We start from the raw sequence: 24,207 nt of genomic DNA, 5'->3' as shown, positions 1-24,207 counted from the left end.
CGTGTCAGGTTAAGCCCCTGATCGATCGTCGATTGACGGACGACGTCATTTCCATGCAGATGCGCCACCATTTGGCGGCGTGCCGCACCCATAGGAGTTCGTTATTCAATCACAAAAAAATGGCGCTTTTTCAGCGTTAAACACCTGATTCTTACGGTTGGAAGCTCGCCTTCCCGCCGCGCACCGAACGGAGAATTGAATGCGCATTCTCGTCGTCGAAGACACGGCCGATGTCGGCGAAGGCGTCGTCGAATGCCTCGAAGCGCTGGGCCACGCCGTCGATTGGGCACGTGACGGCGAAACCGCCGACGAATGGCTCCGCGATACCGGCTATCAGCTCGTCGTGCTCGATCTCATGCTGCCTGGATTCGACGGGCTGACCCTGCTGAGGCGCCTGCGCGAGCGCCGATGCGAAACGCCGGTCCTGATCCTGACCGCGCGATCCGCGATCGACGATCGAATCGGATCGCTGGATATGGGCGCCGACGACTATCTGGTGAAGCCGTTCGACTTTCGCGAACTGCAAGCGCGGGTGCGGTCGCTGCTGCGGCGTCATTCGGGCGGGCGTGCCGCAGAACTCAAATGCGGAAAACTGGTTTTCGATCGATCGGCCCGCACCGTCCGGATCGACGATGTTCCGGCAAAATTGACGCGGCGCGAGCTGTCGCTGCTGGAAGTCTTCCTCGCAAGACCGACGATGGTTTTCAGCAAGGCGCAGCTGCTTGACCAACTCTTCGGCTTCAGCGCTGAACCGACCGAGAACAGCATCGAGGTCCTCATCACTCGGCTTCGGCGAAAGTTGGCCGGCTCCGGGGTCGAGATCACCGCGCAACGCGGGATCGGCTATCATATCGTCGAGACATGACGGTCGCTCTTGCCTCCCGCCTCGAACTTCCCCCCTCCATTTTCGGCAGGCTGCGCCTGCTGCTCGCAACGGTCTTCCTGATCGGCGCTCTGGGCGCACTGGCGGCGGCTTGGACACTCTCCAAAAGAGCCGCCACCGATGCCTACGACCAACTCCTGATCAGTTCGGCGACCCAGATCAGCGAAGCTATTACCGCCGAAAACGGCCAGTACTCGGTTCTTCCGCCCGATTCCGCCTTCGAAACGCTCGCCCAATCGAAGGACGACCGCTTTTTCTTCGCGGTGCGCGCGCCCGATGGTTCGCTTTTGACGGGGGAGCCGGGACTTTTGCCTGGATCTAGACACCAGGTTGATGGGCTGCCATCGCTCGATTATATCGATGATGACGGCGAGACGATGCGCACCGTCACCATTCACCGTTTCATCGCCTCGCTCGATACCAAGGGGTGGAGCAGCGTCGTCGTCGCCCAGTCGCTGGGCGCTCGCTACCAACTTGTAGCGCGGCTGATGCTGCGGATCGGCGCGATCATCATCTTTGTCGCGGCGCTCGGTTTCCTAGCATCGCTCGAGGCTGTCAAACGCGCCTTGCGGCCGTTCGATCGCATCGGGCACGCGCTCTCGTCGCGGCGAGCCCAGGATATGGGGCCCATCGAGGTCGAGAGTCCTACGGAAACCCGAGCGCTGGTGGATACGATCAACCACACTTTCCACCGCCTCAACGAGCGTTTGAACAAGCTGCAGAATTTCGCGGGCGTGGCAGCGCATCAAATCCGCACGCCGCTCGCCGCGCTTGGCGCACAGACCGAGTTGCTCCTGACCGACCAGACGGCGCAATCCCGCCGCAAACGCGTCGAGCGGATCCGCGCGCATCTTGGCAAGATCAGCCGCCTGACGCATCAACTGCTTGGCCAGGCGATGGTCAGCTATCGCATCGACCGCATTCCGCACCAGGAAGTCGACCTCGTCGAGCTCGTGCGCCATGTACTCCGCGATGCTGTCCCCGAATCGCTCAGTCGCGACCTCGTCGTCGAGTTCGACTACGCGGCCCCGCGCATCCCGGTTCCGGGCGATGACATCAATCTGCGCGAGGCACTGGCGAACCTCGTCAACAATGCAGTGACGCACGGCGCGGTGACGATGCTGCGCGTGCGGATCGACGAAGGATCGGATCAAATCTGCATCGCGATCGCCGATGACGGACCGGGGATTGCATCTCAGCTCTGGGACACAGCGACGCAGCCGTTCCAGCTTCCGCGAACTGAGGGCGAGGGCGCCGGGCTGGGTCTATCGATTGCCGCCGATGTCGCGAAAGCCCATGGCGGCATGCTCGCCTTTGCGTGGACGGCGGAGAAACTTTTCGAAATCAGCTTCATCGTGGCTCGGTCCGCACCGCTGGAGAAGGCGGCATGAGGCGGCTGCCCGCCATCATCGGGGCTGCCATACTCCTTCTGGGAATCGGAGGGGCGGTCGCGTTCCACGCCGCGTCCGATCGCGATCCGGAAGGCGATTACTCGCCGCCTGCCGGGGCACTGGTCACCTATCTCCCGGCGGACGAAGATGACCAAGGCCTGCCCTTAGTGATTTCGGGGTCAATCGAGGCGGGTTTCATGCGCCCATTTCTCCTCGCCTTCCAACGGCACAATCCCCGTCTTTCGCTCGTGTATATCCAGTCACGTAATGACGCGCTTCTTGAACGCGCACTATGGGCGTGCCAGCAGCGCGAGCGTACGGCAGATATCTATCTCACCTCCTCGACGGACCATCTCGTGCGGCTCGCCAACGAGAATTGCGCTACAACGCTTCCCTCCGCTATCGGCCAGGCGGCACCGGCAAAGGCAAGCTGGCGCGATCAGGTGGTTGCGTTCACGGTCGAGCCCGCAGTGTTCGTGTTCACCCGGGAGCTTGAGGGACCGCTGCCGCCCAGCCATATCGCCCTGCTCGACTGGCTACGCGGGTTTCCCAGTGACCGCGCCCGCGTCGGCACATACGACATCGAACTGTCTGCTGATGGCTACGACCTGGCCGCATCCGATTCAAATCAGGATGCGCTTTACGGCCGGCTGCTAGAAGGTCTGGGACGCTCCAACATTCGCCTTTACTGCTGCTCCAACGTGATGGTCGACGCCCTCGATCGCCGCGAGATTTTCTTCGCGTACAATGTACAGCTCTCCTATGCCTACAAAGCACAGCGTGCAGGGAGCCGGATCACAGTGATCCTGCCCGACGATTATCAGGCGCTGCAGACCTTGTCATTCATGCTGCCCAAGCGCCCGCGCGATCCGGACAGGGCGCTAAAACTTGCCCAATTCCTGGTGTCCGACGAAGCGCGAGCGATTGCAGGCCACAACCTCGTACCCCCCGGAATGTCGCCCAAGCTCGCCGCCGCGCAGGCCGACCGGCTGCTTGCGCAAGCATCGGTCACGCCTCTATTGCTAAGCCTGCAGGATCGGGCCCGTCGCGAGCATCTTATTCGCGAATGGCGTGAAGCCATATCGCCTGTCCGGCCCGAAGGCGGGAACTCGGTCTCCCGAACGAGCGCGCGGAACTGAAGTTGTCCCGTCTAACATCCGTGGCACCTTGGGCAGCTGCGGTCATCACATCTTTTCCGGCCTAGTAGCTCAACCTGCTGCCGCGATCGAACCGATCGCTCACCATTTACTCCGATCGACACAGGTTTAGTCAATTGAACCGTGCCATGCTCCGAGGCCGGTTCCACTATATTGCAAATGCCGAAGTTCAGTCCTTTCGATGGCCCTGTCGGCTTGCGATCCATGTGCCCACATGCCGCCGCAGCTCCGCAAGCGGTACGACGCCCGGCGCCAGGATCGCCGCATTGAAACCTTTCAGATCGAAGACCGGCCCGAGCGCAGCTTCCGCTTCACGCCGCAGCGACAGGATTTCGAGCGCTCCGCTGTCATAGGACGTCAACTGGCCCGGCAACACCGCAATCCGGTCTACCATTTCATCCGCCCGCGCGTCGTCGAATCGCCCCGTGGAGACCAGATATGCGATCGCTCTTTGCCGACTCCATCCAAGCGCGTGCAGCCCCGGATCGACCACCATGCCGCGCGCCGGCCAGATGCGTCGGAATACACGTGCATCATCGCCTTCGTAGAGGCCGATATCCTCGGCCAGCCCCTCCGCGTAGCGAGCCCACCCCTCGACATAGGCGGAATTCATGACGAGGTCGCCGAGCAGCCGTGAAGGCTGCTGCTCGCGCGCATAGGCGATCTGCAGATGGTGGCCAGGCCATGCTTCATGCACCGCGACGATCGTCGCCTCGCCTTTGGTCTGCGTCTTCCACGGGCCCATCTGCAGCCGGTATGTAGCCGGCGCGGTGGCGTCCCCGTTGATGTCGTAATGAGACGAAACACCCGCCGCTTCATCGCCACTGCGGTTTGGCTCGACCACGACATCCTGGCGGGGCAGCGCCGATATGATCGTCGCTGTGCGGATCTTCGCCTTCGCAACGATCGCGCGCGAAAACGAAAGCAAATCCTGCGCGGATTCGAAATGATTTGCGGGATCGGCTTTCAGTCTATCGACGATTTCAAGGACATTGGTGGTCCCGAAGCGCCGTTCGCCAATGGCGCGAATGGCCGACAGATTCTCTTCGACCGCCCTTTCCCCCAAAGCATAGACTTGTTCCGGGGTCCGATCGAGCGTTGTGTTCGCCCGGAGCATCGCCTGATAGCAGGCCCGGCCATCAGGCAGTTCGGTCACGGCCACGCCGTCGCGGGCGCGCGGTAAATAGACCGTCTCGAGATAGTTGCGATACTGGCGAAGCGCTGGCACGACATCTTCGTCGACAACCCCGGCAAAGCGACGCTTGAACTCTGGATCCTCGCTCCTCGTCGCTGGCGACAACAGCGGGGGCGCGGCGCCATTGGCCGGCAACAGTGAGTCCAGTTGTGCGATCACGCGGCGAACGACCGATTTCGGCGCCGCATAATGCTCCGCCAATCCGCGGTCGAGGTTTGCGATCTCGACCGCGACGAACGCGGGAAGCGACGACCAGCGCGCGAGCGCCTCGGTTCGGTCCTTGGTCGTCGCGACGGGCTGGCCTTCCGCGACGGGCACGAGCAGCGCTTGCCATCCGGTGAAATGGTTGACGTTCCAAAGCTCGCCCCGGCAGACCCGAAGTCGCAAATCCGACGAAATCTGCTCGAGGAGAACGGCGCGGAGCGCTCGCTGCTGATCGGTCAGCGCATCCGCTTCAATTGTCTCGAGTTTGCGCAGCATGACGCCTTTCCAAGCGTCGCTGGCATTCAACGCCGCCGCGCGACGGTCGGCGAACCGGTCGTTGTGACTGGGAGGCAGTCCGGAGAAATAGGTGACGATGGGATCGTCGGCGATGGTTTGCAGGCGATACTCAGCCGCCATCTGATCGAGAGTAGCCGGCTCCTGCGCCAGCGCCATCGTCGTCGAGAAGAGCGAGAGTGCTGCCGCCGCGCGAAGCAGGTCGAGCATGCCGTGTCGCCTTGACCGGCGCTTCACCCCTTCCGTTCCAACGATCCGTCCGCGTCGTTTCGAATAGGTCTTTTCAGTTCGCACGGGCGGGAATCTTTCCTTGTGTTGAACCACGATAGGCTGATCTGGTCTGATCGATCAGATAGGCGTGCACCGCCTCGGCGTCGGAGCGTGAGAGTATATCATCGAATCGTCCCATCCCGTTTGCGCTGAGCGCGCCGCCGAGCACGATGGCCTCGAAGGCATCGTGCGTCGCCGGCGCCATGCGCCTCAGGTCGGGCACCAGACTTCGATCCACATTGGCGTGACAGCGCGAGCAATGGGCAGCGAAGAGCCGCTCGCCGAGCGCAATATCGCGGCTCGTGCCAGGCTGCCGCGGCGGAGCTGCAAGCGGGGGCACTGCGATTGTCTTTCGCGCCGGCATGTTTGCTCCATCAAGACGGAATACGAGTATGCGGTTCTCATTCCCAAATTTATTGGCTGCCGAACCGGGCGGGAACGCCCAGCCTGCAGCACCGCCATATCCCGCCATGACGGCAACATATTGCACGCCGTCGACCTCATAGCTCATCGGCGCCGCCATGATGCTGTATCCCGTATCGAGCGCACGCAGGATTTTTCCCGACGAGGCGTCGCGAAAGACCAGCATCCCGTCTGAGCGGCCCTGAATCACCAGTCCGCCTGAGGTCGTCATCACGCCGCCTTGCCAAAACTCCGGTTCCGGCGCTTCCCACACGGTTCGTGCCCTTACAGGATCCCATGCCCGCAGTACGGCGCGCCGAGCCGGATACGGACGCCCCTTCAGCACTTTGGCCAGCGGCGGCAAACCGAGGCTCGGGACGCCGCCCCGCGGATAATCCTCGACGAACACGGCGTTGACATTCCATTTTTCGGCGAGCGTCCGGCCTGCCGGATCATAGCCCTTGGCAAAGATCATCGCGCCTTCGATGACGGGAATATAGACGAGGCCCGTGTCCGGATTATATGCCATCGGCTGCCAGTTATGCGCGCCGCTTGCCGCCGGATAGACCAGCGCCGGGCCATCGCGATATTCGGCCTCACCGGTCAGTATCGGCCGACCGGATTTCAGGTCGATACCGGAGGCCCAGTTTACCGGCGCATACGGCTTGGCCGACAGCAACTCACCCGTTGCGCGGTCGAGGACATAGAAGAAACCGTTCTTCGGCGCCTGCATCAGCACCTTGCGTTGCCGTCCACCAATCTCGAGGTCGGCGAGAATCATTTTCTGGGTGGCGGTATAATCCCAGCGTTCACCGGGGACGGTCTGATAGTGCCAAACCAGCCGGCCCGTCTTGGGGCGGATTGCGAGGATCGACGAGAGGTAGAGATTATCCCCTCCCCCGGGACTGCGGTCCCACCAGGAAAAAGGCGCGGCATTCCCGGTCCCGACATAAAGCAGGTCGAGCTTCGGGTCATAAGCCATGGCATCCCAGGCCGTCCCGCCTCCACCTGTTTCCCACAAGCTGCTCCGCGACCATGTCGTCGCCGCGCGCGCCATCTCCGGGCTCTCGTATGGATGGCGCGGATCGCCCGGCACGGTGAAGAACCGCCATTTGAGCTTGCCAGTCGCAAGATCGAAGGCCGATACATAGCCGCGGCTATCGGCGAAATCCGCGCCGCCCTGTCCGATCACGACGACATCGCCGGCGATTTGAGGCGCGCCGGTCACGGTCGCAGGCCGCTTACGATCGACAAAGCTGTCGGTACGCCACAGTATCCGACCGTTCTTTGCGTCGAGCGCGTATAGCCAGCCGTCCAGCGCTGCGACATACACCCTGCCCTTCCACACCGCGACGCCGCGGTTGACGACGTCGCAGCAAGTGTAGCGGCCATATTGACCGTCGACCTCGGGGACAAAGGTCCAGCGCTCCGCTCCGGTCCGGGCATCGAGCGCATACACCCGGCCCCAATTGCCCGACGTGAACATGGTGCCGTCGACGACAAGGGGCGTGGCCTCCTGACCGCGGCTGGTGCCGGGATCATAGGTCCAGGCGAGGCCGACCCGGTCAACGGTTCCGGCATCGATCTGCGTCAACGGAGAGTGATAGGTGCCGCGCCAATCGCGACCCGACGCCAGCCATTGATCCGGCTCGCCGTCGGTATCGAGCAGTCGCGCGCGGTCAACCTGACCGGGTTCGGGATCGGATCGACCGCAGCCCCCCGCCGCGAAGAGACACAGGCCAAGCAGAACGGTCAGCGAAAGAAGACCCCGGCTCATCGTTCGTCGGCTCCAATGGTCAGGATCGTCGGCGGAGCGATCGCCGCTGCCTCCACCTCGGTGCGGGTAAAAGGGAGACGGACCCAGGTCTTGGTAGCGTAGAGCCGTGTCTGGTCGGAATGGAATGGCGATGACGGATCGGGTGTTTGCGAACTCGCAAGGATCGCCTCGGCCACGGGGCCGTCTTTATGTAACGTCACGACCTGAATATAGGGGTTCGACGGGCCGAGTGGCTCGGTAAACCCCACGTCGGGCACGAGGCTCGCGGCCATCATACTGAACATCGCGCCGCCATGGAGCGGAACGCGCTCGCCCGGGTGGCCGGCGCCGAGCAGAACCGAGGCGATCGCCACAGCCGGCAATTGGCCCCATTTCAAAAAACGCGCGCATCGAACCGCCATTCCGCCCCCAACCTCTTCAAATTCTTTCCCGTTAGTGTGACGACTGGCGAAGAAATTTCCTCAGCCCGCGAGGGGATTTGACGACATGGTTGCAAATTACGGGGCTCCGCCCCTATTCACGCGGTGCCAATCTCAATGGAGGGCATGCGATGGGGGATTTACCGCAGGATCGATCGGGCTGGCGCGCGCTGCTTCGCCGCATCGCGCGTGCGACCCGCGATCCCGAGCGCGCTGAAGACCACCTCCACGCCGCTTTCATCAAGCTGACCGAATATGCGCGCAAGCATGCAGTGGAGAACCCAACGGGCTTTCTGGTCCGGACTGCCGTCAACGTTTCGATCGACGCGGGCCGCCTCTATGACAACCGGCGCGACCTTCACATTCCCATCTTCGAGATTGACGACATGATCGACGATCAACCGCTGCAGGATGAAGTAATTGCCGTCCGCGATCGTCTGCACAGAGTGCAACGCGTACTTGCGGAGTTGAGTCCAAGGACAAAAGAGATCTTTCTGATGCACCGCGCGGACGGAATGAAATATCGCGAGATAGCCGAGACGCTGGGGATCACAGTGAGTGCGGTCGAGAAGCATATCGCCAAGGCCGCCCTTCACCTTCTCGATCGTGCGGATGATTGAAGTTTAAAGACCCATGGAAAACGAGACTCAAAAGACGATCAATGCGCAGGCCGCGGCCTGGCTCGCGCGCCTCCATTCGGAAGCGCGCCTGCCGGCCGACGAGGCCGGATTCCAGGCTTGGGTTGCCGAGGACGACCGGCACCGCGCCGCCTTCGAGAAGCTGACGATGATGTGGGACGCGGCAACAGGCGATGGTCATGTCGCCGCCCGGCCCCGCGTTTCGCGCCGCGCGGTCCTCGCCGGCAGCGTAGTTGCAGCCGTTGCCGCGGTCGGCGGCGGATTGATGGTGCTGAAAAACAGGGGTTCGCAAAGCTTTGAAACCGCGCTCGGCGAGCAACGCAAGGTCCTGCTGGATGATGGCACACAGCTGACCATGGACACCGGCACCAGGCTGGTCGTGACGATGGGCGATCAGCGGCGGGCGGTCGATCTCCTGTCCGGCAGGGCCCATTTCGTTGTCGCCAAGGACTCGTTGCGACCGTTCGTCGTCACCGCGGGCGACCGGCAGGTGGTCGCGGTGGGAACCGCATTCGATGTCGCGCGGGACGGCGATGAACTGTCGGTGACAATGGTCGAGGGCAAGGTCATCGTTCACCAGTCGGGACATTCGGTTCGCGATCGAACCTTGGTAGCCGGAGATCGACTGCGACTGGGCCGCGCTCCGGGCGATACGAAACAGGACCGTCCGGACGTGCTTGTCGCCACCGCGTGGCAGGCCGGGCGCGCGGTGTTCGACAATACGCCGCTCAACGATGCCATCGTCGAGCTCAACCGCTACGACCGCCGGCAACTGGTCATCACCGACCCTGCCGTCGGCGATCTACGGATCAGCGGGAGCTATGAAACCGGTGCTTCGGAAGCCTTTGCCAGTTCGGTCGCAGAACTCCTGCCGGTCGAGGTATCGCACCAGTCCGGGAAGATCGTCCTGAACCGCAAATAGGGCACCGCCTGAGGAAAAATACGTCCCCATCCGTCCTTTCTTTCAAGGACAGTAAAAGGGGGAAACCATGCATCTTTTCGACAACAACCGGATCATCCTGTTTTCGACCGCCGCGGCCGTCATGGCAGTGAGCCAGCCTGCTGCGGGACAGGAACAGGCGCGGCAATTGCGGATCGCTGCCCAGCCGCTTGCCTCGGCGTTGCAGCAGGTCGCGCGCCAGACCGGCACGAACATTCTCTTCCAGCCCGAGATCGTGAGCGGCCGCGAGGCCCCGGCTCTCAACGGCCGATACACCGCGGCGCAGGCTGTCGGCAGGCTGATCGGCTCGTCCGATCTCGTGGTGCGCAAAGACAAGGCCGGAGCGCTGATCATCAGCCGGCGCGAACGCACCTCGCTCGCTCCGGCGACGGACAATCGGGCCGTCGATGCGGTCTGGTCGGATTCGTCCCCGCCTGTCGACGAGATTGTCGTGACCGCGTCGAAGCGCACGGAGCGGCTCGTCGAAGTGCCGCAGTCGATCAGCGTCGTGACCGGCGAGCAGTTTCGCAAGGAACAGTCCGTCCGCTTCACCGACTATCTTAATAAGATCCCGGGCGTGAACTTGGTCTCGTTCGCGCAGGGCAATGCCCAGATCGTCTTTCGTGGCCTGACCACGGGCAGCGATCAGCTCAGTTCGACGGTCGGCATCTATGTCGACGAGGTGCCCTATGGATCGAGCACGATCTTCACGATCGGCGCTACCAATACCCCCGATTTCGATCCGCGCGATCTCGATCGTCTCGAGGTGCTGCGGGGCCCGCAGGGGACGCTCTATGGCGCAGATTCGCTCGGCGGCGTCCTCAAATATGTCACGACACCGCCCCGCCTGAACAAGTTCGAGGGGCGCATCCAGGGCGGAATAAGCGACATTGCCGATGGCGGGACCAGCTATGATGTCAACGGCATGCTGAACGTGCCCCTCGTCGAGGGGAAGCTCGGATTACGCGTGACCGGATATGGCCGCGGCGACGCTGGATATGTCGACGACGAAAGCCGGGGACTCTCCGATATCAATGATTCCCGCGTTTATGGCGGACGCGCCACGTTTCTTTGGGAACCGACGAGCGACCTTAGCATCCGCCTGTCGGCGCTGGGCCAGAACCTAAAGACGGACAATGCCGCGATCGCGGACATACGATATGATACGCTCCAGCCGCTCTACGGCGATCTGCAGCTCCGCCGGCTGATCAACACACCGATCGATTCGAAATACCGGCTCTACAGCGGAACGCTCAACTGGACCCTCGGGTGGGCCGAGCTAATTTCGGCGACCAGCTACTCGACGCTCAACTCGGATAGCATCGGCGATCTCACCTTTTCCTATGGCCCCATTTTCTCGGGCGCGATCGGCGTTCCTCTCGGCGTCGCGCTCGATCAGCGCATCCGGCAAAACAAGTTCACGCAGGAAATTCGCCTCCAATCGTCGTCGGACGAGACATTGGAATGGCGCGCCGGCATCTATTATACGCGCGAGAATGCGCGGACCGAGCAGCGGCTGTTACCATTCGATCCGGCAACTGGCGAAATCTACGATCCGCTGACAAATCGGCCCGGCCCGACCGACGCCTTCTTTTTCTACCGTGGCCCGTCGCGCTATAGCGAGATCGCAGGCTTCGGCGATCTGACCTACCATGTCTCGCCGGCATTCGAAGTGACCGTCGGGGGCCGCTACAGCGAGAACCGGCAACGCTTCCATCAGGTTCAAACAGGTCTCCTGCTTGGTGGACAGAACATCGATTTCCGGCGCAAGTCGAAGGACGACAGCTGGACTTATCTCATCAATCCGAAGCTCCGCATCGCGCCCGATGCGATCGTCTATGGACGGGTCAGCAGCGGATACCGTCCCGGCGGACCCAATATCGGGCTGCCCGCGGGAAATGGACCGGCAACCTTCTCGCCCGATACCGTGGTGAGCTATGAAGCCGGCATCAAAGGAGATGCGCTCGACCGGAAGCTGTCGTTCGATGTCGCCGCATTCCGTATCGACTGGAAGGACATCCAAGTCGCCCAGAGCTTTGGCGGTTTCGTCTATGTCGTCAACGGGCCGAGGGCGCGCAGCCAAGGTGTCGAGGCAAGTGCCTCGATCCGGCCGATCAAGGGCTTGAGCTTCTCGGCGACCGGGACGTACACCGACGCCGAACTGCGGGCTGACGCCCCCACTTCGGTGGGCGGTTTCGCCGGAGAGCGCCTTCCCAATGTTCCCCGCTGGACCGGAACGATCGACGGCAGCTATGACTGGCGCATCGGCGAATGGAATCCTTTTGTCGGTGCCAGCCTCCGGTATCAAGGCAACCGCAAAACCGAATTCATCTCGACGCCTGCGGGGCCGGTGAGCGACCGCGCCACATTGCCCGACTATGTCACGCTCGATCTTCGCGCCGGCATTTCAAACGAGCGCTGGTCGATCAACCTCTTCGCGAAGAACATCACCGACAAGCGCGCGATATTGGGTATCACGCCGCTGACGCCCATTCCCGATCCGGCTGCTTTGTCTGCGATCCCCTTCTCGGCCGGCATCCTCCAGCCTCGTACAATCGGCGCTTCGCTCAGCGCGAGTTTCTGATGACCACGCCCTTTCGTCTGGCGGCGGCTGTTGCGATCGGGCTGGTCCCTATCGCAACCGCCGGGTCCACTCCGGCCTCCCCGAACGCGATCGTGGCGCCAGCACCGACGGCGGAGCTCGACGTCAGGGATGTGTCGGCGTTTATCGACGGCTTCATACCCTACGCGCTCGCGCGCGGCGATATCAGCGGAGCGGCGGTCGTTGTCGTCAAGGATGGCAAGGTTCTCGTCGCAAAGGGGTTCGGCTACGCGGACCGCGCCTCACGCCGTCCGATCGACGTCGAAAACACCCTGTTCCGCCAGGCGTCGATCTCCAAGCTCTTTGCCTGGACTGCTGTGATGCAGCTGTCCGAGGCGGGCAAGCTCGACCTCGACCGGGATATCAACACCTATCTCGACTTCGAAGTGCCTCCCCGCTTCGGCCGGCCGATCACCCTCCGGCATCTTCTCACGCACAGGTCGGGCTTCGCCGAGACCTATCGCGAGTTGATGACGCCGGACCGGGCATCGACGCCGACGCTCGAGACCTATGTAAAGCGGCACCTCCCCGACCGGATCTATCCGCCAGGCACGAACGTCGCTTACTCCAACTATGGGGCGACGCTCGCCGGCTACATCGTCCAGCGCGTGTCGGGCGAACGCTTCGAAGATTATGTGGCGCGGCATATTTTCGCACCGCTTGGCATGCGGCATTCGACGTTCGAACAGCCGCCGCGGCGAGCAGTCGGCGAGATGGCAACGGGATATATCGGCGCTTCGGGCCAGCCTTACGCCTTTGAATATGCCGGCGACGTCCCGGCGGGCGGGCTTTCCGCGAGCGCGGGTGACATGGCGCGCTTCATGATTGCGCATCTCGATGAAGGCGGTCCGCTACTCTCGCCCACCACAACATCGCGCATGCATGCGCCGGCCTTTCGCCAGATCCCGCAGCTGCCCGGAATGGCGCTTGGCTTCTACGAAGAGGATCGAAATGGCCGGCGCGTTATCGGCCATGCGGGAGACCTTGTCAGCTTCCACACCGACCTTCACCTCCTGCCCGCAGAACGCGTCGGCGTGTATATCGCGATGAACAGCTGGGGCCGCGAGGACGCCAGTTCGTCGCTTCGGCGGGCCTTCTTCCATCAGTTCATGGATCGATATTATCCTCGCGCGGCCGGGCCGACGGCTCCGCCCCCCAAAGGGAGCGCGGAGCGTGCGCAGGCCATGTCCGGGACCTATGCATCGACCCGGCGGTCGGCGAGCAACCTCGGGACACTGGTCGACCTCTTCGGTCAAGGCCGGATCGAGACCGGTGAGGGAGGCACGATCAGCTTTTCGCAGTTCCGCGATGCAGCCGGTGTTCCCAAGCGCTGGCGCGAGGTGCGACCCAATATCTGGCGTGAAGTCGGTGGGACGGCGATCCTCGCGGCCGAGGTAAAAGGGGGTCAGGTCTACCGGCTCTATGCGGACGACCAGCCAGCGGTGCTGACCTTCGTGCGCACGACGCCGTGGCAATCCGCCGCGTGGCGCCTGCCGGCCTTGAGCGCGCTCGTCTTGCTCATGTCGCTAGCGGCGCTGGCCTGGCCTGCCGGGGCGCTGCTGCGCTGGAAGTACGGCATTCCGGCAGCCTCCCATCTACGGCCACGAGCCGAGCGCTGGGCTCTCCGCACCATGGCGCTCGGAAACAGCCTGTTTGCAGGTGGCTGGCTTGGCATATTGACGTCGGCGGGCACCCAGCCGTCGCTGCTCGGGCCCGGGCTGGATCCGTGGATCAGATTGCTGCAGGCTATCGGCATTGTCTCATTCGTCGCCACGATCGTTTTCGCCTCACGTGTCGGGCGGCGGTGGCGCGCGCGCGCAACGACCGTCGGCGGGGGGGTGATCGATCTGATACTTATCGTGGCCGGATTAGCGACGGCATTCTTCGCCTTCGACTATCACCTCTTCAATTTCGGCTTGCGATACTGACATGGCCGCATCGCGCCGCGACCTGAGATGCCGGATCGTCCGGCGCGCCTTGCGCGAGCCCTTCAGCATCGCCGGCGTGATCTAACGCCTTCGAGACCGTGGTCGTCGAGATTTCCGAGGGCGGACGGTCCGGCCGGGGCGAAGGCGCGCCGCTTGGCTACAAGGGCCAGACGGCCGAGAAACTGCTCGCATGGATCGGAGCTGCGCAATCGCTGGTCGAGGACGGCTGCGACAGGCATGACCTGCGCAAGGCCATGGCGCCGAGCGGCGCGCGGAACGCGATAGACTGCGCGCTGTGGGACCTCGAAGCGCAGCAGACCGGTGCGCCGGTGTGGGCGATGGCCGGGCTCGCCGAACCATCCCCGATACGCACGACCTTCACGATCGGATGTGACAGTCCCGACGCTATGGCGGCCTCCGCGTTGCGCTGGACCGAAGCCCGCGCGCTCAAGCTGAAGCTGTGCGGCGACGAAGACGACGCAGCGCGCATCATGGCGGTGCGGGCCGCCCGGCCCGAAGTGTGGCTCGCGGTCGATGCTAACCGGAGCCTGTCGCCGGTATCGTTCGGCGCGCTGTGTCCAGCGCTGCTCGCGGCCGAAATTACCCTTGTCGAGCAGCCACTCGACGTGGTTGCGGACGATGCGATCGCGGGCCTCGGTTCACCCGTTCCGGTCGTGGCCGATGAAAGTTTCCAGACGCTGACCGATCTTGCCGGCCTCGGCGGCCGTTTCGATGGAATCAACATCAAGCTCGACAAATGCGGCGGCCTCACCGAGGCGATCCTCATCGTGGAGCAGGCCAGGACGCTCGGTCTTTCCGTGATGGTCGGCAACATGGGCGGCAGTTCGCTCGCGATGGCCCCGGCGGCGATGATCGCGGGATATTGTGATCATGTCGATCTCGATGGGCCAATCTATCTCGAAAGCGACGAGGCCCCCCCGGCCGATTATGGCGCCGGATTGTTCTCGGTCCCGCCCGGTCTTTGGGGTAGCCAGCGGGTCGAGGCATGCTGAGCGCCGCTGCGGCCGAACCGAAGCGCTGGTTCGGGCACCCGCCCGGGCTGACCATTTTGTTCCTCACCGAGATGTGGGAGGTCTTCTCCCTGTATGGAATGCGCGCGATTCTCGTGCTCTATCTGACGACGGAACTCGGCTATTCGCCGGCGAAGGCATCGCTCATCTTCGGCTTCTACGCCGCGAGCACCTATTTCACGCCCCTGTTCGGTGCCCTGGCCGCCACCAAATGGCTGGGACAACGGCGCTCGGTTCTAATCGGCTCGGTTATCATGGCCGCCGGACATTTCATGATGGCGTTCGACGCCCTGCTCTACCCGGCGCTTACCGTTATCGCGCTGGGTAACGGACTCTTCATGCCCAATCTCGCAAGCCAGATCCACGGGCTGTACAGGTCCGGCGATCCGGCGCGGGAGCGCGGCTACAGTCTGTACTATGTTGGGGTCAATCTAGGCGGCTTCCTTGCGCCCCTGATTTGCGGAACCTTGGGCGAAACACTGGGCTGGCACTGGGGTTTTGGTGCCGCCGGGGTGGGGATGCTCATAGGGCTCGGCGTGTTCTCGGCAGGCTGGCGCCACCTCCCCGAACGATCTGTCTCGACCTCCAACAAGGAAGAAGAACCACGCGCCGATCGCCGCGCGGCTTATCGTTTCGGCATTCTGGCGTGGGTGCTTGTTCTCGTCGTGGTCTACCGCATCGGATATGAGCAGGCAGGAAATACGAACATATTATGGACGTCGGGGCACGTCGATCGCGGCTGGGCCGGCGACAGCGCGATCCCGGTCAGCTGGTTTCTATCGCTCAATCCGCTCTTCGTCTTCGCTCTGACGCCCATCCTGTTATGGCGCTGGAGCCGCAGCGCGGCCGCGGGGCGCCCTGTGCAACCGCTTCGCGCGATGGCGAAAGGCGCTCTCACGACCGCCACTGGCTTCCTGATCCTCGCAGCGGTCGCAGCGGCGAGCGGGGGCGCACCGGTGCACTGGTCGTGGCTGGTCCTGTTCTTTCTCTTTTACACCGCGGGCGAGATCCAGATTCTCCCGCTGGGCCTTGCGATGTTTGGCGGCGCCGTCCGAGGAAGAGGAGCCTCTCTCGCGATCGCCGTCTGGTTCGCCGCGGCGTTTGCGGGCAATCTCGCCGCCGGGCTTTTCGGCACATTGTACGGAGCCATCTCGCCGCAATTCTTCTTCAGTATCGCCGCCGCGATAATCGCACTCGCCGCCGCGGCGCTCGCGCTGCTGCAGCAACTCGATTCCAGCCACCGCACCCTATCATCGAGCTCGAATGACGATCCCTAGCCTGGCATCATGACGTTGCCGCCCGGCAATAGTGCTGACGCAAGACACCCCCGCGCCAAAGGAGAGATCAAGATGAGGTGCAAAGGCAGCTGTCACTGCGGTACAGTATCCGGGTCCGTGCCCGTCGAGAGTGGACGCCAGGCGTGCCGTCATTTCGGCCCCCACAATATCTGGCAACGGTCGCCCTCGGTGAAATAATCCTCGAGCACGCCGTTGCGGAAACCGAGCGTCAGGTCGCAGTGGAACTGATTTTCGCGTTTTTCAAAATAGCCGGTTTTGCCCACCTGTCCGACCTGCGCATCGTAGGTTTCGCTGTGGGTCCGGCGATAAACCAGCGCACGCAATGCGCCACGGTCGCTGCTGCTTGCGGGCGGGCCAAATGCCGAAACGACCTCGGCCTCGCTTTTGCCGATCCATTCTTCCAATGCTGGCGCGACTTCTTTTTCACGCTTGAGCCGGTCCTTGCGGCGCGTTTGCGAGGCTGCGATCGTGTCGGCATCGCGCTGGCTTTGCTCGGCAATCTGACCGGCCTGGGAAACCAGCGCCTGTTTTTCCTTCATGATCTTTTCGACCTGCGCGTTCTGGTCGGCGATCGAAACATTGCTCGAATAACCGGGTCGTTTGCCGTCAGTCCATAACTTCTCCCACGCGGCATCGACGACCTTGGGCAGGCTCATCGGCCCCATGTAGATGAAGTTGCGTGGATCGTTGTTCGCGTCGCGTTCCTTCGCGCGCTGCGCCTGGCTTTTAGTCCCCTTGTCGCAGGCAAAAGTCAGGATCTGGAGTTCGGTAACATTCGCGGGCGCATGGTCGCCAACATCAGTGCCGCGGCGGAGCGCACCATCGCGCGGGCTGATCTGAATAAGGTCGACGCGGAGCGTTTTGCGGGTGCAATCGACATGATAGTTGGCGGTCATCCAGTCGGGCTGCGTCGGCGCTTCATAGATTGTCGCGGCTTCCACCTTGAAGCTTGTGTCGCTGTTGAATTCGGGATTGATATAATCCTCGTCGATCACCGTGAAAGTCCGGTTTGGCCGCTCGCCGCCGGTGTAGACGAGCCATTGGTTGGCGTGCGCCGGTACCGCGGTGCCCATGGCGAGCGCCGCGGCAGTCAATCCGTATTTATTGAAGGGCATTAAAATCTCGCTTCTGGTGAATGAGTTGCGACGCGTTTGGTAGCATAGCAACCCTGCTATTCGTGTCGCAAGGCATCTACGGGCCGGCCGCGGGCGGCCGCAAAGACCTGCACCGACATCACGGCCAAGGCGAAGGCGATCGTTCCGATTGCGATGCTCACTAGCAGCCAGAGGCCGATGTCGATACGGAGCGCAAATTGCTCAAGCCAACGCGTCATGATGCCATAGCTTAAGCCGATCCCCAACCCACAGGCGACCAGCACCGGCAGCAGGAACTGCCAGAGCAACAGGGTGACGATCGCGCCGGACGGCGCGCCCATTGCGCGCCTAATGCCGATTTCCTTCGTACGGCGATCGACGGTGAAGGCCGACAGCGCGAACAGTCCCATCGCGGCAATCGCCAGAGCGACGAGGGCGCAGGCACCGATCACCCGGCCCTGGACGATCGTCGCGCGATAACGGTCCGCTTCGATCTGCGTGAGCAATCGTGCCTCTATCGGCCCGCCATCGCCCATGCCGCGCCACAGCCTATCAAGGCCGCGGCGGACGTCGCCGAGGGCTGCGGGAGTGGTCTCGACCGCCAGCACACCCCATTCGGGTGTCGCGGCGTTGTAGATCAGCTCGCCGGCGGGCTCGAGCACGCTCGCCGCGGCGTCGGGCACGACGCCAATGATGACATAAGCTTCGGTCGGCGGATTGGGGCCCACCTGCAACGAGATCGCGAGCGGCTGGCCGATCGCGGCCTGCGGCGACGCGAAACCGAAATGCTTCGCGGCGGTCTGGTTGATGACAAGTTCGCGCCTCGCGGCATCACCGCCACGCTCGGACGAAAAAGCACGTCCGGCGAGCGGCTTCAGCCCGGCGAGCGCGAAGAAATGCGGATCGACGTCGACAAAGCCCGGGGTGAAGCGCCGGCCTTCGCGGTTGATCGCGGTGACGGCGCCCTGCGGCGCGAGGTTGAACGCCCCCTCGGCAACGCAGCTGGCGCCGCGCACGCCGGGCAGTTCGCGCACCGCCTGCGGCAGGCCCGCGCGGCAATCGGTGCCGACCATAAGAATCGGTCCCCGTCCCGCCCCGAGCGCGCGGTCGATCGCGAAGCCCGTCTGGCGATAGATGGTGACCGCCGCCACCAGCAGGGCCGCCAGCGTCGCGAACTGGACAATCACCATCGCCTTGCCGATCCATGCCGGCGCCGCAAAACCGGCGGCGCTTCCGCCCAAGACAACCGACGGCCGGAACGACGACAGGATGACGGCCGGATAGAAACCCGACGCCAGCCCGACGGCGATCCACACAGCGAGCAAGGGCGCAAGTAGCCCCCGCTCGCGCGTCAGATCGAAGGTGAGCGACAGCCCGAGCAAGCCGTTGACCGCTGGCAACGCGAGTTCGACAAGGCCCATGCCAAGGACCAGCGCGACCAGCGTCACCAGCAGGCTCTCGCCCAGAAACTGCATGAGAAGCTCGCGGCGCCCGGCGCCGCACGCCTTGCGCACCGCGACTTCGACCCCGCGCCGCCCGGCGCGCGCCGTCATCAGCGCAATGAAGCTGGTCGCCGCCATTACGAGGATGAGCAGTCCGACCGCGCCGATCGCGACGACGACCGTCGGGTCGATGCTCGGCTTGCCGTGCGGGCTGTCGTCGGGCGGGCCGAAGTGGATGTCGGTGATCGGCATCGCATAGCCGCCGACCTTGGTCCCGCTCGCCGCCGCCATCGCCTGAAAGGGGCGGATGATCTCGTCGAGCACAGGCTGCAAGTCGGCCGCGCCCATGCCGGGCTTCGCGCGGACATAGGTCAGGATCGGCAGGTTGATCGTCGGTACGGGGCTGGCGTCGGCACGCGCGAGCGGCGATCCGGCGCCAAGCCCCGACGCAATGATTTGCAGGTCGAGATGCGTCTCGGGCGGCAGGTCCGCGATCACCGCGGTGACGCGCAGGCGTTGCGTCGCGCCCGCCGCGCCGACGATGTCGAGCGGTGCGCCGAGCGGCGCATCGCGCCTGAACAGGCGACGTGCGGCGCTCTGCGACAGGACGATGGTGCCGGGCTCGGCAAGCGCCCTGGTGGGATTGCCTGCGACCGCCTTCAGCGGCAGCACGCGAAAAATAGTGGGGTCGGCCCAGACAAAGCCCTTGGCGCGAAATGGGTCGGCGCCTGCGCCGGCGCCGACGAGCGGATCATCCTGATAGAGACGCGCGACGGCCTCGATCCGGTCACCGCGCAAAGCGAGCGCCCCGGCAAGCACCGATGGCGTCACCGCCGAAACGCGCTCGGGCTGGCCGGGCTGCGCCACCGTCCCGGTCATGCGGAAGATGCGCTCGTGACCCGGAATGAAGGCTTCATAGGCATATTGCTGCCGTACGAAGAGTGCCGTCAGGATCGCGGCGGCAAGCGCCATCGCCAGCCCGATCAACGTCACCGCGGCATAAAGGCGCCCGAGCGCAAGATTGCCGAAGGTCGAAGCGAAAATATTGCGCAGCACGGTCAGACGCCAAGCTGCGTCTGGCTGACCACCCGACCGTCGAGCAGCTGGATCTTGCGGTTGGCGCGATCGGCCTGCGCGAGCGAGTGGGTGACCATGACCACGCTGGTGCCGCGACCGACCGCCTGTTGGAGCAGGTCCATCACCGCTTCGCCATTGGCGGTGTCGAGGTTGCCGGTCGGTTCGTCGGCGAGAATCAGCTTCGGATCGGACACGATCGCGCGCGCGACCGCGATGCGTTGCTGCTGGCCGCCCGATAACTGCTTCGGCAAATGCCGCGCGCGGTGGCGCATGCCGACGCGGTCGAGCGCCGCTTCAACGCGTTCGCGCCGCTCGCGCGCATCGACGCCGCGGTACAGCAGGCCGAGCTCGACATTCCGGGTGACGTTCAGTTCGTCAACGAGGTTGAAGCTCTGGAACACGAACCCGATCGCGGCGCGGCGCAGCCGGGTGAGCTCACGTTCGTTCGCGCGGCTCACATCCTCGCCGAGCAATTCGATCCGCCCGTCGTCGGCGCGGTCGAGCAGCCCGAGGATGTTGAGCAAGGTCGACTTGCCGCAGCCCGAGGGCCCCATGATCGCGACGAACTCGCCCTCGCCGATGGTCAGCGACACGTCACTTAGCGCGTGCGTACGCACGTCGCTGGTCTCATAGCTCTTCGAGATGGCTTCGACGCTCAACATTACGGGCTCCTAACGAAGGTTGATGCGTTGATACGCGTCCCAGCCGTCATAGCTGGACGTGATCACGCGGTCGCCGGGGCTGAGCCCGGCCAGGATTTCGACCTGCTCAGCGTTACGCCGGCCGATCCGGATGGGCTGGCGTTCGGCATGCTCGCCGCCCGGTGCCAGCACGAACGCCCATTGCCCGCCCGACGCCTCGAGAAAGGCGCCGGCGGGGAGCAGGATCGCGCGGCGATGAGCACCCAGCGATAGTCGGCCCCGCACCGCCTCGCCGGCGACAAGCCCGACCGGCTGTTGGCCCGCAAAATCGAGGTCGACACCAAAGCTGCCTTCGGCGACCTGCGGATAGATGCGCGTCACGACCAGCGCCAGCCGGCGTCCATGCGCCTCGGCCTCGGCGCGTTGGCCGACCTGCACGCGACCGAGATAATATTCGTCGACGCGCGCAGTCACGCGAAAGCCGGTGTCGAGCGCAAGTTCGCCGAGCCGGTCGCCGCGATTGCGATTTTCGCCGAGTTCGACCTCGAAGGCCGCAAGACGGCCCGCAGCGGGCGCGCGGACGGTGAGGTCGCCCAGCTTGGCGCGCGTCACCGCAAGGCTCTTGCCCAATGTCGCGAGCTGGGTGTCGATCTGCGGCTGCTGGAGCGCGCTCAGCCGGGTTTGGCGCTGGCCGCGCGCTTCCTGGATCGCATGCCGGTCCTCGACCGATTGCAGTTCGTCCTTCAGGCTGTCGATCGTCTTTGCGGCAACGAAGCCGCGTTCGGCGAGCGGCAGGCTGCGGTTGAGATCGCGATGGACGCGGGTGCGGTCATAGCGCGTGAGTGCGAGCGCCTGTGCATTGTCGCTCCGGTTCTGTTCGAGCTGCTGCTGATAGGCCTGAAGCTGGGTGATCGATTCGATAAGCCGCGCTTCCTGCGACAGGATGTCGAGTTCGAGCGTCGTGTTGGTGAATTCGACGAGCGGCTGCCCCGCCGCGACATGATCGCCCGACCGCACGAACAGGCGGCGCACGCGCCCGCCCTCGGCCGCATCGAGATAGATGGTGTCGCGCGGTTCGATGCGGCCTTGCAGGCTGGTCGTATCGTGGAACAGCCCGCGCTCGACGCGTGCGACGACGATCTCGCCCGAGGGTACCGCCAGCGACGGCGCCGCGAACTGGCGCACCCCGAAGGCAAGCGCCAGCATCACGCCCACCAGCCCCAACGCCAGCCATACGCCACGGCGGTGCCGGCGCAGCCAGTTTTGCCGGAGGGGTTCGTCCATCGCGTCATCTGCTCCTCATCCCCCGAGTATCACTCGCGGCGGAGAAAATGGGAAACAACACCAAATCAGATGCTTGGGGTGCTTTTTGCTCAAAGTGGCCGGCGCCACTGTCCGGCATCGGACAGCGTGGCGCCGCGATTCGCGGCGCACTGGCGACAAGCCGTTGCTTTTGCGCCGGTTCCTTACCTTCGCGACATCCGGTAGCATGGCCTATGCCTTCCTCCTTCCGAATCCTGCTGATCGAAGACGACGCCGCCGTGACGCAAGCGATCCGGCTCGCGTTGCGCGGCGTCGGCGAGGTGGAGGCCTTTGCCGATCCCGACGCGCTTCCAGCATCATTGTCGCTCGAAACCTTTGACGCCGCGCTGCTCGACATGAACTTCCGGCCCGATCAGCGTGACGGCCGGGCCGGGCTCGAGGCGATCGACCGGCTGCGCGCCGCCGATCCGTCGCTCGCAATCGTCATACTCACGGTGTTCGGCGGGGTGGCGATCGCAGTCGAGGCGCTCAAGCGCGGCGCCTCCGACTTCCTGCTCAAGCCGTGGCGCAACGATCGGCTCCTCGAGGCGATCCGCGCCGCGGCCGCGCTCACCGCGCGCCAGCGCGCGGGGGCGGCGATGAGTCTCGAGGAGATCGAGCGCCACGCGATCATCCGCGCGCTCGCCCGCGCCGATGGCAATATCAGCCACGCCGCCGCCGCGCTGGGGCTGACGCGCCCTGCCCTCTATCGGCGTATCGAGAAACATGGGCTTTAGCCCGCCGCGCCATTGGCCGTTCGCGGCGGGGCTCGCGATCCGCGGACTTCTCGCGGGATGCCTGGTCGCGGGCAGCGCGGCACTGGCGGTCTCGGGCCGCCCTGCTCTCGGGCTGATCGCCGGGGCGCTTGCCATATTGACGGTCATCGCGCTCGTCCGCGCCGCGGGCCGCGCCGAGCGGGCGATGCGCGAGTTGATCGACCAGTTTGCGAGCGACGCCCGCGATCGTCCGTCACCGCTTCCGCCCGCCTTCGCCGATCTCGACACCGCGATCACCCGCGCGGTCGACGCGATGCAGGCGCGCGAGACGCGGCACGGCTTCGAAACCGACACCCATGCGGCGCTCCTCGACACCGTGCCCGCCGCGCTCTTCGTGACCGATGCCGACGGCCGCCTCATCCGCAGTAATCGCGCCGCACGCGCCCTCGGCCCCGCCCAGTCGACGCGCTTCGCCGATCATCCGGCCTTCCTTCCCGAAGACACCGCCGCGCTGCTCGCAAGCGGCCCCGCGGCCGGCCGCATGCTTCGCTTGGCCGACGGCCGCGCCGCGCATGCGTCGGTCACGCTGTTCGATCTCGCCGATGGGACGCGGTGGCGATTGATCGCAGTACAGGGCGTTTCCAAGGAGCTGGGCGCGGTCGAAGCCGACGCCTGGCACCGCCTGAGCCGCGTGCTCGCACACGAAATGATGAATTCGTTGAGCCCGGTCATTTCGCTCGCCGAGTCTATGGTCACGCTGGCCCAGAATCCCGCCGCCGACTCCGATCGCCGCGAAACGGCGGCGGCGGCAACGACGATAGCAAAGCGCGCGCAGCATCTAATGGGGTTCGTCCAACGCTACCGCCAGTGGCTCACCATTCCCGAGCCCGAATTGGTGCCCGTCGACCTCACGGAGTTCATGGAGGAAATGGTCCGGCTCGCGCGCCGCTTCGACCCGCAGGTCGATGTGCACTTAATGGAGACACTTCCTCAAGCATCGGTCGCAATGGACCGCGAGCTGATCGAGCAAGCCCTTCTGAACTTGCTCAAAAATGCCGTCGAAGCGGCGCGCGAGCAGCCGCAACCTACCGTAACCTTTTGCTGCCAGATAGATGGCGGCGCGCTCACCTTGGCTATCGAGGACAACGGGCATGGGCTTCCGGTCAACGCAGAAGACATCTTCCTGCCATTCTATACCACAAAGGCTGAAGGCGCGGGTGTTGGCCTGGCCGTTGCCCGGCAAATTGCGATCTCCCATGGCGGCTCGTTGACGGCCCAGCGAATGGCCGAAGGCGCACGCTTTTCATTGCATCTGCCAGTCCGGCAATCGGGATAAATGAATTCGTGCAGAGCCATTCCCTTGATGGTTGCGACCTCGTTTGGCCGGAAACGAACAGGCAGCTTGCAAACGAAATTCGCGGTAAACTGTCGTGCCGGCAAAGGATCATTGTCGGCTAAGGCTGTTGCCCCGTCCAGGCATTGATCGGATTAGGGTGTTGCCCTCCA

At 64.1% G+C, this 24,207-nt stretch carries 18 protein-coding genes; 11 read left to right on the top strand and 7 right to left on the bottom strand.

The window, feature by feature from the left end:
* The first annotated feature begins 199 nt into the window (after positions 1-199).
* Genes ASD73_RS17490 through ASD73_RS17480 form a run of 3 tightly spaced genes read left to right on the top strand, consistent with a single transcriptional unit; the run spans position 200 to position 3,413 of the window.
* The gene (locus ASD73_RS17490; RefSeq protein ID WP_056374406.1) at positions 200-865 is read left to right on the top strand and encodes a response regulator transcription factor; all 666 of its coding nucleotides are present in this window, start codon (positions 200-202) and stop codon (positions 863-865) included.
* The gene (locus ASD73_RS17485; RefSeq protein WP_056374404.1) at positions 862-2,274 is read left to right on the top strand and encodes a sensor histidine kinase; all 1,413 of its coding nucleotides are present in this window, start codon (positions 862-864) and stop codon (positions 2,272-2,274) included. The genes ASD73_RS17490 and ASD73_RS17485 overlap by 4 nt, the downstream gene beginning before the upstream one ends.
* Positions 2,271-3,413: an ABC transporter substrate-binding protein gene (locus tag ASD73_RS17480; protein WP_056374402.1), complete on the top strand. Its 1,143-nt coding sequence runs from the start codon at positions 2,271-2,273 to the stop codon at positions 3,411-3,413. Before ASD73_RS17485 ends, ASD73_RS17480 begins: the two co-directional genes overlap by 4 nt.
* Positions 3,414-3,600: 187 nt before the next feature.
* Here the strand turns inward: ASD73_RS17480 and ASD73_RS17475 are convergent, their stop codons facing one another.
* The 3 genes from ASD73_RS17475 to ASD73_RS17465 form a co-directional block, all read right to left on the bottom strand.
* Positions 3,601-5,334, bottom strand: a complete 1,734-nt coding sequence (locus tag ASD73_RS17475; RefSeq protein ID WP_056374400.1) for a DUF885 domain-containing protein — start codon at positions 5,332-5,334, stop codon at positions 3,601-3,603.
* A gap of 73 nt (positions 5,335-5,407) precedes the next feature.
* Positions 5,408-7,573, bottom strand: coding sequence for a PQQ-dependent dehydrogenase, methanol/ethanol family (locus ASD73_RS17470; RefSeq protein ID WP_056374398.1), 2,166 nt, complete (start codon positions 7,571-7,573; stop codon positions 5,408-5,410).
* On the bottom strand, positions 7,570-7,974 hold the full coding sequence (locus ASD73_RS17465; protein ID WP_056374396.1) for a penicillin acylase family protein: 405 nt from the start codon (positions 7,972-7,974) through the stop codon (positions 7,570-7,572). Before ASD73_RS17465 ends, ASD73_RS17470 begins: the two co-directional genes overlap by 4 nt.
* A gap of 149 nt (positions 7,975-8,123) precedes the next feature.
* Here ASD73_RS17465 and ASD73_RS17460 point away from each other — a divergent pair, with 149 nt between their 5' ends.
* The 6 genes from ASD73_RS17460 (at position 8,124) to ASD73_RS17435 (ending at position 16,408) form a co-directional block, all read left to right on the top strand.
* The gene (locus ASD73_RS17460) at positions 8,124-8,612 is read left to right on the top strand and encodes an RNA polymerase sigma factor (RefSeq protein WP_056374394.1); all 489 of its coding nucleotides are present in this window, start codon (positions 8,124-8,126) and stop codon (positions 8,610-8,612) included.
* A 13-nt stretch (positions 8,613-8,625) separates the two neighbouring features.
* Complete coding sequence (locus ASD73_RS17455) at positions 8,626-9,552, top strand: FecR family protein (protein WP_056374392.1); 927 nt, start codon at positions 8,626-8,628, stop codon at positions 9,550-9,552.
* A gap of 67 nt (positions 9,553-9,619) precedes the next feature.
* A complete protein-coding gene (locus ASD73_RS17450; protein WP_056374389.1) occupies positions 9,620-12,154 on the top strand; it encodes a TonB-dependent receptor domain-containing protein in 2,535 nt (844 codons plus the stop codon).
* The gene (locus ASD73_RS17445; RefSeq protein WP_056374387.1) at positions 12,154-14,100 is read left to right on the top strand and encodes a serine hydrolase domain-containing protein; all 1,947 of its coding nucleotides are present in this window, start codon (positions 12,154-12,156) and stop codon (positions 14,098-14,100) included. Before ASD73_RS17450 ends, ASD73_RS17445 begins: the two co-directional genes overlap by 1 nt.
* Before the next feature lie 98 nt (positions 14,101-14,198).
* A complete protein-coding gene (locus ASD73_RS17440; protein ID WP_156377447.1) occupies positions 14,199-15,113 on the top strand; it encodes a dipeptide epimerase in 915 nt (304 codons plus the stop codon).
* Complete coding sequence (locus ASD73_RS17435) at positions 15,107-16,408, top strand: peptide MFS transporter (protein WP_056374385.1); 1,302 nt, start codon at positions 15,107-15,109, stop codon at positions 16,406-16,408. The genes ASD73_RS17440 and ASD73_RS17435 overlap by 7 nt, the downstream gene beginning before the upstream one ends.
* Positions 16,409-16,557: 149 nt before the next feature.
* Here ASD73_RS17435 and ASD73_RS17430 read toward each other — a convergent pair whose 3' ends face one another.
* The 4 genes from ASD73_RS17430 to ASD73_RS17415 are packed head-to-tail and all read right to left on the bottom strand — an operon-like array spanning position 16,558 to position 21,967.
* On the bottom strand, positions 16,558-17,544 hold the full coding sequence (locus tag ASD73_RS17430) for a hypothetical protein (protein ID WP_056374382.1): 987 nt from the start codon (positions 17,542-17,544) through the stop codon (positions 16,558-16,560).
* 56 nt (positions 17,545-17,600) lie between these two features.
* Complete coding sequence (locus tag ASD73_RS17425; protein WP_056374380.1) at positions 17,601-20,021, bottom strand: ABC transporter permease; 2,421 nt, start codon at positions 20,019-20,021, stop codon at positions 17,601-17,603.
* Positions 20,022-20,023: 2 nt separating this feature from the next.
* Positions 20,024-20,704 (bottom strand): ABC transporter ATP-binding protein, encoded by a 681-nt coding sequence (locus ASD73_RS17420; RefSeq protein WP_056374378.1) that lies wholly within the window; start codon positions 20,702-20,704, stop codon positions 20,024-20,026.
* A 9-nt stretch (positions 20,705-20,713) separates the two neighbouring features.
* Entirely contained in the window at positions 20,714-21,967 is a 1,254-nt protein-coding gene (locus ASD73_RS17415) for an efflux RND transporter periplasmic adaptor subunit (RefSeq protein ID WP_056374377.1), read from the bottom strand.
* 47 nt (positions 21,968-22,014) lie between these two features.
* Between ASD73_RS17415 and ASD73_RS23440 the strand changes: the two genes are divergently transcribed.
* Both ASD73_RS23440 and ASD73_RS17405 read left to right on the top strand, forming a co-directional pair.
* A complete protein-coding gene (locus tag ASD73_RS23440; protein WP_082521659.1) occupies positions 22,015-22,722 on the top strand; it encodes a response regulator transcription factor in 708 nt (235 codons plus the stop codon).
* Entirely contained in the window at positions 22,712-24,037 is a 1,326-nt protein-coding gene (locus ASD73_RS17405) for a sensor histidine kinase (RefSeq protein WP_056374373.1), read from the top strand. Before ASD73_RS23440 ends, ASD73_RS17405 begins: the two co-directional genes overlap by 11 nt.
* The last annotated feature ends 170 nt before the right edge of the window (positions 24,038-24,207 follow it).

The organism is Sphingopyxis sp. Root154 (genome assembly GCF_001427105.1).
In the GTDB taxonomy this organism is placed as follows: Bacteria; Pseudomonadota; Alphaproteobacteria; order Sphingomonadales; family Sphingomonadaceae; genus Sphingopyxis.
This window is presented reverse-complemented; position numbering and strand designations above follow the sequence as displayed.

What these genes read in the sequence shown, in the direction of transcription:
- ASD73_RS17490 (WP_056374406.1), top strand. Translation starts at nt 200, where the DNA reads ATGCGCATTCTCGTCGTCGAAGACACGGCCGATGTCGGCGAAGGCGTC.
- ASD73_RS17485 (WP_056374404.1), top strand. Translation starts at nt 862, where the DNA reads ATGACGGTCGCTCTTGCCTCCCGCCTCGAACTTCCCCCCTCCATTTTC.
- ASD73_RS17480 (WP_056374402.1), top strand. Translation starts at nt 2,271, where the DNA reads ATGAGGCGGCTGCCCGCCATCATCGGGGCTGCCATACTCCTTCTGGGA.
- ASD73_RS17475 (WP_056374400.1), bottom strand. Translation starts at nt 5,334, where the DNA reads ATGCTCGACCTGCTTCGCGCGGCGGCAGCACTCTCGCTCTTCTCGACG.
- ASD73_RS17470 (WP_056374398.1), bottom strand. Translation starts at nt 7,573, where the DNA reads ATGAGCCGGGGTCTTCTTTCGCTGACCGTTCTGCTTGGCCTGTGTCTC.
- ASD73_RS17465 (WP_056374396.1), bottom strand. Translation starts at nt 7,974, where the DNA reads ATGGCGGTTCGATGCGCGCGTTTTTTGAAATGGGGCCAATTGCCGGCT.
- ASD73_RS17460 (WP_056374394.1), top strand. Translation starts at nt 8,124, where the DNA reads ATGGGGGATTTACCGCAGGATCGATCGGGCTGGCGCGCGCTGCTTCGC.
- ASD73_RS17455 (WP_056374392.1), top strand. Translation starts at nt 8,626, where the DNA reads ATGGAAAACGAGACTCAAAAGACGATCAATGCGCAGGCCGCGGCCTGG.
- ASD73_RS17450 (WP_056374389.1), top strand. Translation starts at nt 9,620, where the DNA reads ATGCATCTTTTCGACAACAACCGGATCATCCTGTTTTCGACCGCCGCG.
- ASD73_RS17445 (WP_056374387.1), top strand. Translation starts at nt 12,154, where the DNA reads ATGACCACGCCCTTTCGTCTGGCGGCGGCTGTTGCGATCGGGCTGGTC.
- ASD73_RS17435 (WP_056374385.1), top strand. Translation starts at nt 15,107, where the DNA reads ATGCTGAGCGCCGCTGCGGCCGAACCGAAGCGCTGGTTCGGGCACCCG.
- ASD73_RS17430 (WP_056374382.1), bottom strand. Translation starts at nt 17,544, where the DNA reads ATGCCCTTCAATAAATACGGATTGACTGCCGCGGCGCTCGCCATGGGC.
- ASD73_RS17420 (WP_056374378.1), bottom strand. Translation starts at nt 20,704, where the DNA reads ATGTTGAGCGTCGAAGCCATCTCGAAGAGCTATGAGACCAGCGACGTG.
- ASD73_RS17415 (WP_056374377.1), bottom strand. Translation starts at nt 21,967, where the DNA reads ATGGACGAACCCCTCCGGCAAAACTGGCTGCGCCGGCACCGCCGTGGC.
- ASD73_RS23440 (WP_082521659.1), top strand. Translation starts at nt 22,015, where the DNA reads ATGGGAAACAACACCAAATCAGATGCTTGGGGTGCTTTTTGCTCAAAG.
- ASD73_RS17405 (WP_056374373.1), top strand. Translation starts at nt 22,712, where the DNA reads ATGGGCTTTAGCCCGCCGCGCCATTGGCCGTTCGCGGCGGGGCTCGCG.